This window comes from Clostridium gelidum (genome assembly GCF_019977655.1).
GTDB lineage: Bacteria > Bacillota > Clostridia > Clostridiales > Clostridiaceae > Clostridium > Clostridium gelidum.
On sequence record NZ_AP024849.1, the window covers coordinates 3962233 to 3978240 of the forward strand.

Consider the following 16008-nt stretch of genomic DNA (forward strand, 5'->3'; position numbering starts at 1 on the left):
ATTTAACAGCCTTTAAGGTAGCTATATCTACCCAATTATTGCTGTTGCCACTTCTACTCTTGATAAATCCTTTTTAATTCCAGTAACATCACCTTGAACCTTAGCAACATCATTTATAATTTTATCATGCTCTGCTTTATTTACTTCTGATGAATGTTCTAATGCTTTAAGTATTTGTGTATTCTCCGTTACTTGTACTTTTAATTCTTTGATGTCTTTTTGCATATCTTTTAATATTTCTAAAATTTCATTATCCATATAATTTCACCTCACATGATTTTACTGAGTAAATTTATTATAACATAGAAATATATTCGATGTTATGCTTATTTTAATACATACAAAAAAGATACATACTTTAGCAAATCGTATTTATAAAAGCTTTGTTTACTAACTAAAGTCGACTGTCTTAGCCCAATAGACTTACAAATCGTCTTGAAAAGTCCTACTATCACTTCTCAATTAGACTATTATCAAACAAAACCTTCAAAGAAAAACTCCTAATAGTATTCCCAAAACTTAATGTTATTTTAGCTTCCTTAAGTTCTTCTATTTCACCAATACCATACCACAGGCATATCATTTAATTTCTTCTTCAATTTCAATCTCTTTACATAAAATATCATACATACCATAGTCATCAAAATATAACCTATAATGTTTTACCTTTTCCACTTCCCCTCCAAAAGCTTCACTGATAGGTCCATTTCGCAATTGCCAAATCTTCAATAAATTACTTTTTATTTTTGAATTATCAATCTCTACCAATCCAAAAGTAAAATCCAAAGTATTAATATACTCACATTCGGTATATGTTAAACTATATACTGTTTTGAATTTAATTGAAACTAAATTACTTACCACTTCATCTTCGTATAAATATTTAATTATTGCATCAGCATTTTTCATTTCAACATAAAGTTCGTCACATTGGCTTGTTGACTTAGGTAACTGAATTTTTTTCATGTTAATCCTCCTTGAATTTTTTTATACTATAGATGAATATTTTATATCTCTATACCTTCTCTATCAAATTATTATCAAGCAAAACTTTCAAAGAGAAACTCCTAATAGTATTACCAAAACTCAATGTTATTTTATCTTCCTTAAGTTCTTCTATCTCCCCAATACCATAAGTCTTATGCGCTACCCTATCTCCCTCTTCATAACCAAAAGTCTCCACTGGCATATCATTTAACTTTCCTTCAACAATAAACCTAGAAACATCCTTAAACTGACCTTTCCTATTCCTTGGAGAAAATAAATAGAGCTCGTCTATTGCTCGCGTTATACCAACATAAAATAATCTTCTTTCCTCTTCTATGTTTTCTTTTATACTAGATGCATGAGGTATTGTTTCTTCTACGCAATTAATAACATATACATTTTTAAACTCCATGCCTTTCACTCCATGTAACCCTTTATTTTCAATGGTTTGAGCATGATTTAATGCCATTTATTGATTGTTCGTTAATATGAAAGTGATATCGTTCCATTCCTATATATAATTTAATACATTATATATGTATGGAATCGTAATTTCAATAGAAAAAAATAAAGAACCTAGCAAAGTTTATTACACTTTTACTAGATTCTTATAAATCTTAAAATCATTCCATATAATTATATTACAATTTATCTATATGCATTAATGTTATAACTACTATAATTTTCTGTCAGTAAACAATTAAAATATTTTTGCACATTATTTTGAATTATTCGATTTTATATAATACTTTTTTATAAATCATTTTAGGACATTCATATTTTTCGTAAAATGAATACCAAACTTCATCTATTTCTTGTGGCAACTCAAATGTTTTTATTAATTCCATAACATTTTCATTAGGATAATATGCCTCATTTGATATTATGAGAATCTTTCTTTTATGCATATATTCATCACAATTTTTAAATTTCTCTTGTGTTTGTTTTAAAAATTTTTCTATATTTTCAAAAGCTTTATTTTTATCATAGCGTAAAACTTCTCTAATTTTTCCCCTTATCATTAATCCATTTTTAATTTCTTCGTCATCTAATTCATTACATACACCAAATGTAAAATTAATTTTTCCAATCGCAAAGTCGTAACCTGATTCTATTTTACTTTTGCAAAATTCTAAAAACTGCTTCGACATTAATTTTTCATTTATTACTTCTTTACTTTCAAAAAACTCTTGGTATAGTTCACCTATTTTACCATCAATGTGAAAATTTGTGTTTATACACTTAATCATTTCATCATAAACACAATTATAGTTTAATGCTTTTTCATTCTTTCCCCAATCTATATCTGTATCAATGTACAATATACAGCAATTCTCTTCAAAAAAATTAGTTATATTATTATCTAATGAATTGCTTATACAGCTTTCTAAGTATCCCGATAACTCTCTAAAACTAGCTTCATTTTTAATTTTGTTACCATCTATATGTAATGATTTTGCTTCTATTAACATTCTATTGTTGATATTTTTCACATCAACTAATTCCATTTCAGGTTTTCTTTTTATCGGTTTATTTTTTTTCCCTTTTTTATGAACATCTAAACATTTAACCAATGTATATTCAGTATTCTCACGTTTATTAATTTCATCAATAAAGTCATATAATTTTGATTTTATTAGTTCACATTCCATATAACTCTTTTCACTGGTAGGACATTTGTTACATTGATGATAATTAAATTCTCCTTCATAATAGTCATGATATTTATGTTGTTCATGACACGGAAATATTTCAACTAAAATCTTTTCAAATTCTTTCTTAAATTGTTCAAATTCTTCACAATCAAATTCCATTCCAATTCCCCCTACAATAAAATATTCTAATTTTCAAAAAAACTTAGTGAAGTTTTGCTTACACTAAGTTCTTTTTTATAAACTGTTTATTAACCAGTATAACCAAATCTTTCAGCGTTGCTAATACAATCAGATTTATTTACATATCCTTGAGAAGAAGATCCAACTATTTTTCCATTAGAAGCTGTCGTTCTCCATCTCCATTCTCCAACAGAATCTTTATAAATTTCCCATTTATCGTCCATAAGTACACCTCCCAACATTTTTATTTTCAATTATATTTTATCATATATGCTAATTTATTACAAAATATTGTTTGATATTAGCGAAAAAAATAAGGCAAGAATATATTTCTATACTCTTGCCTAAAATAAAAAAAATTATAGAATTTCTAATTAGCCTCACGTCTATTTTCGATTCTTTCAAGTTTTTTTAATAACTTTAATTTTGCCTCAAGTTCCTCTATACTATCATCTTTATGTAATATTATTGAATCTTTTAATGTTAAAAACTTAGAATCTTTCTCTTTAAATCTCTTAAACACTCTTTCAATTATACTTGCTAAAACTACTAAATCACTAACGCTTAAATTAGATAATACTAGTTGAATAAAGTTACCAAAGTTTGTGATTTGATCTCTTTTTTGAAATCTATGTCTATTGTCATATATTGGTAGATTGTTTTTAATACATTCTGCATAAAAATAATTTTCAATTTCTCTATCTCCACTATTTCCATTAAGTCCTATAAAATTTGTTTCCATTTTTCTCCTCCTTGTACTCGTATAATCTATAATTATTACTTTTCGAATATATAATTATTATACCATATGTAGCACACAACAATATACGCTTCCACAATATGCTGTATAATTTTTATTTCGACAAATCTTTTGATTCTAAAAAAGAACCTAGCAAAACTTTTATACTTTTGCTAAGTTCATCTAAATTTTTAATTAAATCTTCAATCCATATGTTTTTCTTACCAATTTCATTTTATGTTTATCTCCACCATAATAACAAAATCTCTTTTCAAAAATTTCAATATCTTTGTCATTGATAGCAGTGTTATTTTTACTTCTATTCTCGCATATTTCGAATATTTTATAGAATGCTAAATTTGATTTTTTAGTATTTTTATTCTTTACAAATTCTATTACTAAAGTAGATATTAATATTGCAATAGTATATGGTAAAAATAAAATATAACCTAAATTGGTTATTTCAGTTTTACTATAGTTCAGTATAAAGTTTTTAAGTCCTTCTGATGTATCTTCGCCGAATTTCTGATACATTAACAGTGGATTATCTTTAATTTCATTAGCAAATTCTTGTATATAAGGATAAATTGCATTTCCATAAAAATATATTGCTATTCCCCCTATAACAATAATAGTACTTACTATTTTAAATGCAAATGCTAATTTATCCAGTTGATATGCTGGCACACTCATAATAAATATTACATATAATAGTATTGAAACTATCGTTGATATAACTGTTATTATAATAATCTCAGTACTATATTCTTTTATAAAATAACTAAACAACATAATTTTTTTGTAATCAAATATTTTCAAAAAATCTTCTAATGGTCTGTTATCTGATCTTGATGTATTTATTAGATTTAATATATTTGTTATTCCTACTAATATTAAACCAAATCCCATTAATACAATAAAAGTTCCTTGTATAGTTGCTAGAAATACAGTTATAGTTTTACAACTCACATTAAGTTTATGAGTATAAATTGAAAAACTTGCCGCTCCCAAGTATATAATAACAAAAAATATTATTCCCAAAATACCATTAAACATATCCTTAGAACAACCAAAAAATGAAATCGCAAATAAAATGTATATTATAATAGCAACAAAATCTCCTAATTGATAGCTTCTTGCTAACCTGTCTTCTTTTTGGATTTCATCATTAATCTTGTAATAATCTAGATTAATTAACTTTTTTAGTCTAAAGCCTATTCTTAATGAAAGTATTATACAAAACAGTATCAACAATATTTCGCTTAATATTTTGCTTTTTATCAAAGTCATAGATATAAATAATATAACAACCATAATATAAGATATCCCTGCACTGTTTGTCCGAATTATCCACTTATTAAAAAATTGATTTTGTATTAATTCCTCTATTTTCTTAATCATAAATCTTATCTCCTCATAATAATAATACCATAATATTCCTATAATGATTAATAACATATCTTACAATGTTTATATTTACTATTTCATTACTAACTCCTGCCTTGATTTTTTATTTAACAGTAGCCTTCTATATTTTCCTTCACATTTCAATCAATAATAGCAATTATCGGTAAGTTTTTTGTAAAAAAAGAAAAGGCCTTATCCCTCTTCAATATCTTAGTTGTGTTATAAAATTAAACTTTTATTAAATAAGTAAACAAGCTATTTTCTCTTGCAATTAATGGTATAATATGTAACTAATCCTGCGTAGTTAAAATCCAAGAAGAATTCATACAGCACAATCTAAAAATAAACCACCAAGTGAAAATTGAAAATGTAGTATTAAAATCACTATCATCAAGCAACCCATGTGCTAAATTATTTCTTATATTCAATCCATACTTAGATGTAAAAATTGCTTTCAAATAAAAAATCAAATCAGATTCCAAACAATCTTTTAAATATGGTGACTCAAGAATTAAATTTAATGTCTTAACTTCTTCTATACCCTCATCATTATTTTTATAATCTATATCTCCACATTCTTTTGCTAATTTTCTTATTGCATTCTCTACTTGTGGAACAAGAATATTTAATGATGTTAGGAAATCATAATTAAACCCAGCTAAAATACCTTTTGTGAAAGCTTTAACTCGTTCTTGAGGAATAAATATATTATTTTGAGTTATCTTTAATATTACATTTTCATTAATATCATGTTTTTTCAATATTTCATTTAGCATCGGATTGATATAAACCTGAGAATAAAAATTGCATTCAATAATTATCTCATGTTCTATATAACTATTAATATCTTCTTCTTTAGTGTTATTTAACAACGATGGCAACTTAAATAAAAGTTTTCCTTCTTTATTTACATATGCAGGTGGCATTAAACCATATGTAATATCATTTTTCAAATTATCTGTAATCCTCTTTCTCAATTTTTCTTTATCAGATAATTGTATTCCAAATACTAAATATTTAATTGACGATTTTATATTTTCACCTTCTAAATAGCTAAGAATTTTTTTTACTTCTTCTGTAAAATCAATACGTTCTTCTAACTTATGCATAGATTCTATAGATTTTTTTTGAATTGGCTCAATTTCTTTAATTAAATTTATTCTTTCCATTTCTGTATTAGGTATTTTTTTTAAAATTTTAACTGCTTCTTTAATATTATGAATGTATTGAAAACTATTTTCAGAATTTCTAGCCTCTTTAATATATAAATCTCCTTTTCTTCTTCTTATATCAACTAGGTCATTATTATCCGATAGTTTATTTAAATTCATTTTATATTTGTTGCAATATAATTTTTCAGCCACTTCTAGGTAAACATCATATATATTGAAATTTAAATCGATTTTTTTATTGTTTATCTTAGAATTGCATAATTCTATAAGTATATCATCTTGTAACTTTTCGTCTACAAACATTTTTATAAGATAAAGAGATTTAGCAGTCGTATCTTGAGGATTACTCCAGAAGAATTTTTTAACCAAATCTAGTATTTTTTTTAATTCCTCTGATTCCTTTTTCATTGATTTGGCAATATTGAATGCTCTTATTAAAGAATGAAAAACTATGTCTTGAGTGATTCCTGTTTCAGCCGTTATATTTAAATACCCATTATAAGCCTTTTCTCCATATTGGTAATCTTTTGATATTATCCATATTAAATCACAAATTTTAGCATTCATATACATATTCTTTATTATACCAACCACTGTGATAAAATTTTCAATATCGTTCTTACTAATTATTCTGCTTATATCTCTATATGGAGTAACTGTATATAAATATGGCATAGTATAAGTATCTAGATTTTTAAGTATAAGTAATAATCTATGTTCTTCATCTAAAAGCTTCTCTGTTAGAAATTTAAGATTTAGTGTATTGATATCATAAGAGTTGTTTAATTCACACTCTATCTGCAATATAAATTCATTAGATAGCACTAGTACCTCCTCCTTATAATTTAAGGCCATTGTTAACCAAACATAACATTAATATATGTTAATATATACTTTGAATTTATATAGTAACTTATATTAATTTCTTTATTTTATAAAAAAGAAGAGGTATTCCCCTTCTTTCTATTTATTACGAAAATTAAATTAGACTTTTATTACATTATTAAAATTCATATTTATTATACTTCTATAAAAATAATGTCCATTTCTTCTTGCATTATACTCTGACCAAAGCTGAAATGGTCTAAAATCTATGCTATTGTCAATTTCTCTTATATTATTATATTTATCTTTATTAAACGAATAAAAATCATGTATGTGTGTTAGTTCATGTATGATTGTGCTTATAAATTGACAATCGCTTTTTGGATTCTCTATAGTATGTAAAGAAATTAATATATATGGAACATCTTCAATGTGTGCTGGCAACACTACCGACCCATTTAGATTTTTTGAAAATTCTTTTGCTAAAATCATCTCTTTTTTCTCTTTATCATCTACAGCTAGTTCTAGTTTACGGGTATATATATCTTTTACAAATTCTATTTTAAATTCTATAGGTTTAATTTTAGTTTCATAATAAAATAATTGAATTACTCCATTTATTAAATTTTTTATTGGCTCTGAAAGCCCTTGATTTGCCATATTAAAGCCTCTCTAATCAATTATTTCTATTGGTATACATCTACTAAACTGTAGGTCTCTTAAATTTCCTCCAATCAAATCATCTATTTTTACCTTTGCTTTAAGTTTGGATATATCTGTTCTATTACTGAAATTTTCATTTTTAGCCTGTTCAATACTCTTACAAAAGAAAAAACCTTGTTCCGTGTGACATTTTAATTCTTCATTAACAATATATTCAATATGATTGTTATTCCAAAAACTAAAATATTTATCATTAATTCTTTCAACAACCTTATATACAATTAAGTCAATATTATTATATGAGAGCCTTTCTTTTATAACCTCATTAACCTCCTTTTCCCAAAATACATCTATTATCTTAGTTTCTTTTACTACAAAGTAATAATTCTGGTAAGAGCCTCTACATTTATGTTGCAAATTCTTCTTATATATTTTGTACTCACAATTTTCTATATATTTTAAAATTCCCGTATTCAAAAATACTCTCCTTTTATTAAATTCACCTATATATTGTAATCTTTCTTAAAACTACTTATCATAGAATCTATTTCTAAACATATTCCGTGCATATTGTCTAAAACGGCTCTTAATTCTGCTTTATTGCATTCTGAAAATCCATCATCGTTAAATTGAGTAATGCCTGTATAAAACAATAAACTCTTGCCAGTCGATATACTAGTCATATGCTCCAATTTTCTTTCTAAATGTTTTATTTCTGAATAATTTTCATTTTCTAAAATTGCCTTCCATTGTTCATTTGCATAATCAATAGCTTCTAATATTTTTCCCCTATTATCTCCTTTTATTATTTCTGCTAATAAATACATACTCATTTCCATCAATCCCTTCATATTTATAAATATTTTGACATCTCTTATTACTCCATATTATACCATATTCATACATAATAAATAAGCAATTGATATACAATTAGTTAAATATTCCCTATAGACACTATCCTAACTTCAAAGAAAAAAAATGCTAATTCACTCTTTTTGATACAATAAAATATCAATTTTATTGCATAGTTTCTTAATCAATAATATATATTTCAAAAACTTTTCCAGCTCCCTTGTTTAGTGTCTTAACATTGATTCTGTAAGTTATCCAATCTTGAGTTATTTCAAAGCATGCAACATCACTAATCCAAATAAAAGTAGGTAACTCCACAACAGTTGCAGAATTACCTAACATTATATACTCAATAACATTCATTTATGTTTATTTTTAATTCAATATCCACATCGTACATTTTACTTAAAGTTTCCATTACTGCTACCAAATCATTAATATCTTTAGTCTGTTCAAAAAATAGATTTGTAGATGGTATTACATCCGGATAAGTATATTTCAATATGTCAGTAGATATTATATTTATGTCTAACATTTTATCTATATCTACATACTCAATAAACACTAAATAACATAAAAGTACATGTAATGCCTCACCATATGTTGAAACTTTGAAGTTAAGCTTATTAACACATATATTCTCTATATGAGTTCCTACTATTAGCATTAACTTTCTTATCTCACTAACTGATATAAATTCTTTGTTGTTGATATTATCTTGATAACACTCATCTAAATCTATTGTTTTGAATATACTATAAAATTCTCCTTCTTGTAACAGAAATTCCAATGCTATACCTAGTTCTACTAATATTTTAGATACCCGATTAAATGAAGTATTAACGCAATAACTTATATCATAATTGTATCCTGTTTCTTTTATAGGATATAAACTTTTATATTTTTTATTACACGCACACCATTCTACACTATTCATAAATCTAACTGTTTTCTCTCTATCTTTTCTATAGGTATATTCAAGTAATTTTACAGGCAAATGATTTACAGAAGATACTTTTATAGTATATACTCTATCGAGAAGTACACTAGTTAACTTATACGACGATGCATACTTCCCCCATTTAAACCAGTAATTATTATTATCTACTCGATATACAGTATTATCAAATAAACCAGCCTCAATTTTAGTTGGAATATTGAATGTTTTTATATTTCCATCCTCATTATACTCTACACTTTTCTTTGGTATTCTATGCACTTCATCATTAACTTTATAAGTATTTACAAAATCCAAGTTCTCTTGTTCTGTGTATTCCTGTCTATCGTCTACATATTCTATAACATTTAATTGATAATCTAGCATACTAGCTAGTACTGTATCATTAAATAAATCGTCTGTTAGTATATGATACTTTTTGTCAAATACAGGCATATCTTTTAGATCATCTTTTCTAAATGGAAATACAAGATAGCAGTCACTGACTACTGGCAAATTAAACTCTGTTATATTGCTATTATTATACCTTACTGCATTTGCATATCTAACCATCTGTCCTATATATTTATCATAAAAGCCAGAGTATTTATATTTAGCATCTATAATAAAACTACCTAATAATTTATTATTATTCTCGCTAGATACTATAATATCTAAGTAAGATTCTTTTCCGCATATTGGGTTAAGATCTAAATTTATATCAGATAAATCTCTATTAAACGGAAAGTATACGTTAATAGTATCATTATCAGAAACATACCTATACAATAAACCATTTACACTCTTCCTACATTCTGACTTTTGCTTTAACTGACTGCCTATTATCTCTGCTACTTTCTGAAATAAAGATATTTCATATAACTTATTCATATAATTAATACTATCTAGGCTTTCCTCTTCTAAATATTTAGAAAAATCCGCCAATAAGTCTGACTTATTATAAACGTCTCTGTATATTTTGTAAATAAACCTATATTCCTTATTTGTAAGTGCCCTCTTAGGTAGAGATATTTGGTAATTAACTGCTATAGCACTGAAATTCTTTTTAATCTTTTGAAGTAGATTAAGTGTATCTGCATAAGTAATACTGCTTACTGTATTATTCTCCTGCCTATTCAATTTTGATAAATTCTTGATACATTTATCTATCAACAAGATAAATGTATAGAACATATAATGTAAATATTGTACTTCAGGTGTATTATACTCTATATAATTCTTTTCGTGCCATTGCACGTCTGGATTCCGCTCTCTAAATATATCATTATATATGTCACTCTTAATCGAGTTTGATTCTACATACTCATTAGAATATATATTAGATACAGTATTTTTAAATATTTTGCTTGATGTTATATAACTATAATATTTTAATATTTTATCATAGTTCTTTATAAATATATTTGCTATATTCTCATAATTTGTTTTTTCATATTCATCAAATCCATACATGGAATATAGAAGATATTTTCTAATATAACTAACACCAAAGTTATTTTCAACTGTTCTTGTTAAATTATATATCTCATTTTTCCATTCACCTAAATATTCCTTGGCTTCGGTAGATAAAAATTTTGCTTCTACATCTAACTTTATTATTATATTTTCCAATTCTACCTTGCAACTAAATGCATAGCTACCAATTAAATTTCCTGCTCCTCCATGTTGATTATTAAATTCTGATAGATTATTAAATTTATCGGTATAGTCATAGTCATCTAAATAAACCTTTATAGTTGAATTTTCACTTATAGGTTCCAAAAGTATTATTGTTTTAGTTAGCCCTGTTCTACTCTTTTCTATCAAACACTTTGTATTATTATTGTGTTCATCAACATAAATTTTTACATTACTCATAGGCTAATCCAATGTTCTTAATATTTCATTAAGTTTAGCCAAACTCTTATCAAGTTTGCATAAATCAGAGTTACATACATTACTCCACTTTTCAACTAAAACATTATTATCATTAGCTGATAACTTAGAGAATACCTTTTGACATAATAATAAATCTATTCCATTTTCCAGAAATTCTGTACCGCCATCTATTTTTTCTACAGAATTAATATATTTAAGAGAAGTAATAATAACACGTGGAGATATTAAAAACTTTTCTATATCTGAATAATCTTTATTTCTAATCTCTAGTTCAGATATTGTCTCTAATGTCGCTTCGTTTAATTTTTTAGCTATTTCAATAAACCAACTTTGATACTTTCCTAGTTCAATACCTTTTGTAGCTACCTTTATTATTTCGACTAAGTTAGGTCTTTGCAATGCAACTTTATTCGCCCTATCAAGAACTCTTCCACTAACAGTATTACCACTTTCATCTTCATTTATAGTACCTATAAATTTAATATTTCTAAGTGAATACCTACTCTTATATTTCTGACAGAACTGCTTAGACATAGCTTCTAACTTTTTCACTATCTGAGGTGGTATCCCACCTTCCTCACTATTTATAAGGTCATCTATTGCTGATTTTATCTCTTCTGTATCATCGTATAATACTAAGTAATCATCCGATTCCATTTTGCTTATAAACTCGCAGAACCAATTTTCAACCGGTGCTAAATTCATTTCATCAAAAATCACATAGTATGTCTTATGTTGGTTATCCTCTTCGTTAGCTTCATGTACCAAATTAATAAACCCATTCTTGTCTGGTTTGTATACATTCCTAGTACTACTATAAAAGCCATACAATATGGACGGCTCTGTAAATAATGGTGTAATTGGTATAATTTTATACCTTGAGCTATCATCACCTGTCATATATTTTACATAAGCTTTTGCCAATGCTGACTTTCCTGTTCCAGAGTACCCAGCTAATATTGTCAAGTAGTTAGAATCTGTACAAGAATGTAGATTTATTAAATCATTGTTTGTGTACCACAAACCTTCATTAGCTAAGTAGTTTTTGAAGTTAGTTAGATTAAATTTGACAGGCTTAACTGAACACTTTGTTAATACCTCTTGATAATTATCACTAAAAGCAACCTTAGCTAATTTTGTTGGAATTGCTAAAAATTCTATATTCGTGTCTACTTTAAGTAAAATTATTGGTACTTTAACTTTAAATGTATAAGTTTCTATGTTACAACGACGACGTCTTACATATATAATATCATCTTCTAAATGCACCGAAGCTTCATAATGATTATCATTATAAAATAGTATATAATTGTCATCATCTTTAGCGGTACAATTATCTAATTTATATGCCGTACATTTATTGGTTGCATCACATTCAAATATATACCAACTATCGTTTACTCGATTTTCACAATATCGTCTGAATGCTGCTTTAACTATTTCTTTCTCACTGTTTGTAAGTTCTTCTTGTTTTATTAACTCTAATTGATGAAATGCAGAACGTGGTATATTAACTGTATCGCATCCATTTACTGTAATGTTATTATCAATGTAATGAATCAAAAAATACTTAGGATAATTTATTTTTATCACTCCCTTAAATTATTAATACTAAATAATCTAGAACTTAATTACTTAAACTAATCTTTGATTTGTGCAATAATATATATTTGTAGTAATTGAATTATTTACTCATCAAATGTATTATATCTAATTAATTGTAATAACATACTTAGTAAAATAATATATATACATAATTATATTTCTCAACACTTTCCCTTTTTCTAATACATGGTAATATGTATTACATATTATTACTTTCAATTAACACTCTGTATTACTATTATATTTTCCTTGGAGTTATTCCATTTCTTACATATATATTTAACAATATTATATCTATTATTTTTAGCTACATTTTTATTTAATCCTAACCATAAATTAATATTTATTTAACCTAACATCTTAGCAAATGCCATGATATTAGGTTAATACTCACAATCTTTAAGTTTCTTATACTGTATAATAAACCAAATTTTACAGTATATACTCTATCGTTTCGATGTAAAAACACTCCCCCACCCATGCCATAATGACATCTAGCCTTTCTTCGAATATACGTTCGCTTCGAGTATGTAAAATACGCCCCCTACACCACTACAAAGCAATTAGGTATTATAACATCTATAGCATCATCACTTGCATATCATGCTATAAAGCCACTTTGAAGCTATCTTATAAAGACAATTATTCACATATAAACTCTTTATAAATACAAAAAAGAAGATACCTATATACCTTCCTCTTCAAAAACTCTACTATTATATATAGTGCTATTAAATAAACTATTCCTTCAATTCAATAAACTATTCTATTAATGTAATTAAAATCTATTTCTATTATCAATATAATTCAATCTATAAGAAAAGAAGGCTATTTCTAACCTTCTAATTATCTTCATATTGTTTAACTAACTTATAGAATGTAGTTCTCTTTAAGTCTAATGTTTCCATTGCTTTAGTTGCATTTATCTCTTTCGCTTTCCAACTATTATATACTTCTTTAAAGTTTACAGGATATTCTGCTGATGGTCTACCAATACCCTTTCCATAATTCCTATCTTTTAATGCTTCAATACCTTCTCTTTGTCTTATCTTGATCTTCTGTCTCTCTTTTTCTGCCATGTATGAAAGTAATTCAAACACTATATTACTAATTAAGTTCTTTTCCAAATCGCTCTTACCTTGAGTATTTAATATTTCAGTATCTATAACAACAATGTTTATTCCAATCTTAATTAGTTCTTGCCACTCTTCTTTTATCATATTCATATCTCTGCCAAGTCTATCAAGTTCTTTTATTACAAGAGTGTCTCCACTTCTTAATAATTCATTCTTTAAGATTTGATATCCTTCTCTATTAAAATCTTTACCACTGGCTTTATCACATTTAATATTCTTTTCTTCAACACCATATTCTTTTAATGCAATTAATTGTCTATCTAAATTTTGTTCCTTTGAACTAACTCTTGCATAACCATAAACTTTATTTTCCATATCCATCAACCTCTCATTAATTTAATTCATCTACCTTATATATCCATTATATCATTTATGTTCGTAAAGGTCAATTTATTTTTATGAATTGTTTTACGAATACTTTTCTTTATTTTTTTACATTCTGAATAAATCATGCAAAAAGTGTTCGTAAAGGTTGATAGATACTTTTCACCAAATTTCTGTTCGCAAAGTACTTTTCTTTTACTATTTTATGCTATTTATGAATAGTGTTTGTACTGTTCTTAAAGGTACACCTTTTTGAATTGAAACTATTTTGATATTATTAATTAATTTTAGAATATATATTGTCTTGTAGAGTTATCATTTTCATAGCTTTAAAAATCTGGTGATAAAAAAAGAAATACCTTACTTTCGATACTTCTTAGATTACTAAATTATAGAAAATTATGCATTACTTTGGCTATGCCTACCACCATTTTTTCTTTTTAAAGAAAATAAGCATTGAAGTTGCAATAGAAATCATGATTACCCATACTACTGGATACATCCATGGCCAATTATATTCTGGCATATTTGAGAGATTCATGCCATATAATCCCACAATAAATGATAGAGGTATAAAAACAGTAGATATAATTGTTAAAACTTTCATTATTTCATTCATTTTGTTACTTACACTAGAAAGATACATGTCCAACATACTAGACAATATATCCCTTAAAGTTTCAGTAGTATCCATTACCTGAATTACATGGTCATATAAATCCCTTATATATATATCCACAGATTCTTTAACTAGCGGTGTTTCACTTCGTGTTAGAAAACTAACTACCTCCCGTAACGGCCATACTGATTTATGTAGATATAACATTTGTTTTTTTAATTTATGAATGACTTGCAATGTATCCTTCGAAGGATTCGATACTAACTCATCTTCTGTATCTTCAATCTTTTCACTCAATTCTTCTAGTACAACAAAGTAATTATCAACAATTACATCAAGCAAATTATAAATCAGGTAATCTGTACCCATTTTTCTAATACGTCCTACTCCTTGTCTAATTCCTTCACGCACTGTATTATATATTTCTACTTTCCTTTCACTAAAAGAAATAACATAATTTTCACCAAGTATGAAACTTTCTTGTTCAGTGGTAAATTCGCTCAACTTATTATCATAGAATAGCATCTTTACAACAATATAAGTATATCCATCATAATTCTCTATCTTAGGACGTTGCCCAGTATTTAGAATATCTTCCAACACCAAAGGATGAATCCCAAAACAACCACCAAGTTTTTCAATAGTATTGACATCATGAATGCCTTCTACGTTAATCCAATATACAGTGGATTCTTTCGGGTGTAACAAGCTTACATCATTTAAATCAATTACTTTTTCCTCAAATCTATCTACATCATAATTAAATAGCTTTATTTGAATTGCTTCACTCTTTTTTTCTCCAGTGTATATTAGACTTCCTGGAGGCAATCCTGCTTTTATAGAACGTTTTTTCATAATTTTATTCATAAACAATCACCTATTAATACATATTTATTTAATTTCTACATAATATTTCCCAAAATATAGTTGTTTTATATCATTTCAATTTTTTATTTTACCTATACTGAACAATATTTTACTATTGTAAATTAATTATGAAGATTTGTA

16 protein-coding genes are annotated in these 16008 nt (G+C 26.1%); all 16 read right to left on the reverse strand.

Annotated elements, in window-relative coordinates; all coding sequences use genetic code 11:
* Nucleotides 1-27 precede the first annotated feature (27 nt).
* On the reverse strand, nt 28-258 hold the full coding sequence (locus tag psyc5s11_RS18190; RefSeq protein WP_224033897.1) for a hypothetical protein: 231 nt from the start codon (nt 256-258) through the stop codon (nt 28-30).
* Between the two features lie 321 nt (nt 259-579).
* Entirely contained in the window at nt 580-966 is a 387-nt protein-coding gene (locus psyc5s11_RS18195; protein WP_224033898.1) for a hypothetical protein, read from the reverse strand.
* Between the two features lie 49 nt (nt 967-1015).
* A complete protein-coding gene (locus psyc5s11_RS18200) occupies nt 1016-1432 on the reverse strand; it encodes a 3'-5' exonuclease (protein WP_258712466.1) in 417 nt (138 codons plus the stop codon).
* 283 nt (nt 1433-1715) lie between these two features.
* Entirely contained in the window at nt 1716-2801 is a 1086-nt protein-coding gene (locus psyc5s11_RS18205; RefSeq protein ID WP_224033899.1) for a hypothetical protein, read from the reverse strand.
* Between the two features lie 89 nt (nt 2802-2890).
* On the reverse strand, nt 2891-3046 hold the full coding sequence (locus psyc5s11_RS18210; RefSeq protein WP_224033900.1) for a YegP family protein: 156 nt from the start codon (nt 3044-3046) through the stop codon (nt 2891-2893).
* A gap of 146 nt (nt 3047-3192) precedes the next feature.
* Nucleotides 3193-3564, reverse strand: a complete 372-nt coding sequence (locus tag psyc5s11_RS18215) for a hypothetical protein (protein WP_224033901.1) — start codon at nt 3562-3564, stop codon at nt 3193-3195.
* Nucleotides 3565-3756: 192 nt separating this feature from the next.
* Entirely contained in the window at nt 3757-4962 is a 1206-nt protein-coding gene (locus tag psyc5s11_RS18220) for a hypothetical protein (protein WP_224033902.1), read from the reverse strand.
* 296 nt (nt 4963-5258) lie between these two features.
* Nucleotides 5259-6965 (reverse strand): DUF4209 domain-containing protein, encoded by a 1707-nt coding sequence (locus psyc5s11_RS18225; protein ID WP_224033903.1) that lies wholly within the window; start codon nt 6963-6965, stop codon nt 5259-5261.
* Nucleotides 6966-7124: 159 nt separating this feature from the next.
* Nucleotides 7125-7625, reverse strand: a complete 501-nt coding sequence (locus psyc5s11_RS18230; RefSeq protein ID WP_224033904.1) for a hypothetical protein — start codon at nt 7623-7625, stop codon at nt 7125-7127.
* A 12-nt stretch (nt 7626-7637) separates the two neighbouring features.
* Nucleotides 7638-8105, reverse strand: coding sequence for a hypothetical protein (locus tag psyc5s11_RS18235; protein ID WP_224033905.1), 468 nt, complete (start codon nt 8103-8105; stop codon nt 7638-7640).
* Between the two features lie 26 nt (nt 8106-8131).
* Nucleotides 8132-8479 (reverse strand): hypothetical protein, encoded by a 348-nt coding sequence (locus psyc5s11_RS18240; protein ID WP_224033906.1) that lies wholly within the window; start codon nt 8477-8479, stop codon nt 8132-8134.
* A gap of 181 nt (nt 8480-8660) precedes the next feature.
* Nucleotides 8661-8843, reverse strand: a complete 183-nt coding sequence (locus psyc5s11_RS18245) for a hypothetical protein (protein ID WP_224033907.1) — start codon at nt 8841-8843, stop codon at nt 8661-8663.
* Complete coding sequence (locus tag psyc5s11_RS18250) at nt 8830-11295, reverse strand: hypothetical protein (protein WP_224033908.1); 2466 nt, start codon at nt 11293-11295, stop codon at nt 8830-8832. The genes psyc5s11_RS18245 and psyc5s11_RS18250 overlap by 14 nt, the downstream gene beginning before the upstream one ends.
* A gap of 3 nt (nt 11296-11298) precedes the next feature.
* Nucleotides 11299-12879, reverse strand: coding sequence for a hypothetical protein (locus tag psyc5s11_RS18255; protein ID WP_224033909.1), 1581 nt, complete (start codon nt 12877-12879; stop codon nt 11299-11301).
* An 884-nt stretch (nt 12880-13763) separates the two neighbouring features.
* On the reverse strand, nt 13764-14372 hold the full coding sequence (locus tag psyc5s11_RS18260; protein ID WP_375541963.1) for a recombinase family protein: 609 nt from the start codon (nt 14370-14372) through the stop codon (nt 13764-13766).
* A gap of 430 nt (nt 14373-14802) precedes the next feature.
* Entirely contained in the window at nt 14803-15867 is a 1065-nt protein-coding gene (gene corA / locus psyc5s11_RS18265) for a magnesium/cobalt transporter CorA (protein WP_224033911.1), read from the reverse strand.
* Nucleotides 15868-16008 lie beyond the last annotated feature (141 nt).

Bases quoted from the DNA above. Each gene is read 5' to 3' on its own strand.
- psyc5s11_RS18205 (WP_224033899.1), bottom strand. From the start codon at position 2,801: ATGGAATTTGATTGTGAAGAATTTGAACAATTTAAGAAAGAATTTGAA.
- corA (WP_224033911.1), bottom strand. From the start codon at position 15,867: ATGAATAAAATTATGAAAAAACGTTCTATAAAAGCAGGATTGCCTCCA.
- psyc5s11_RS18210 (WP_224033900.1), bottom strand. From the start codon at position 3,046: ATGGACGATAAATGGGAAATTTATAAAGATTCTGTTGGAGAATGGAGA.
- psyc5s11_RS18195 (WP_224033898.1), bottom strand. From the start codon at position 966: ATGAAAAAAATTCAGTTACCTAAGTCAACAAGCCAATGTGACGAACTT.
- psyc5s11_RS18260 (WP_375541963.1), bottom strand. From the start codon at position 14,372: ATGGAAAATAAAGTTTATGGTTATGCAAGAGTTAGTTCAAAGGAACAA.
- psyc5s11_RS18215 (WP_224033901.1), bottom strand. From the start codon at position 3,564: ATGGAAACAAATTTTATAGGACTTAATGGAAATAGTGGAGATAGAGAA.
- psyc5s11_RS18250 (WP_224033908.1), bottom strand. From the start codon at position 11,295: ATGAGTAATGTAAAAATTTATGTTGATGAACACAATAATAATACAAAG.
- psyc5s11_RS18220 (WP_224033902.1), bottom strand. From the start codon at position 4,962: ATGATTAAGAAAATAGAGGAATTAATACAAAATCAATTTTTTAATAAG.
- psyc5s11_RS18190 (WP_224033897.1), bottom strand. From the start codon at position 258: ATGGATAATGAAATTTTAGAAATATTAAAAGATATGCAAAAAGACATC.
- psyc5s11_RS18240 (WP_224033906.1), bottom strand. From the start codon at position 8,479: ATGAAGGGATTGATGGAAATGAGTATGTATTTATTAGCAGAAATAATA.
- psyc5s11_RS18230 (WP_224033904.1), bottom strand. From the start codon at position 7,625: ATGGCAAATCAAGGGCTTTCAGAGCCAATAAAAAATTTAATAAATGGA.
- psyc5s11_RS18245 (WP_224033907.1), bottom strand. From the start codon at position 8,843: ATGAATGTTATTGAGTATATAATGTTAGGTAATTCTGCAACTGTTGTG.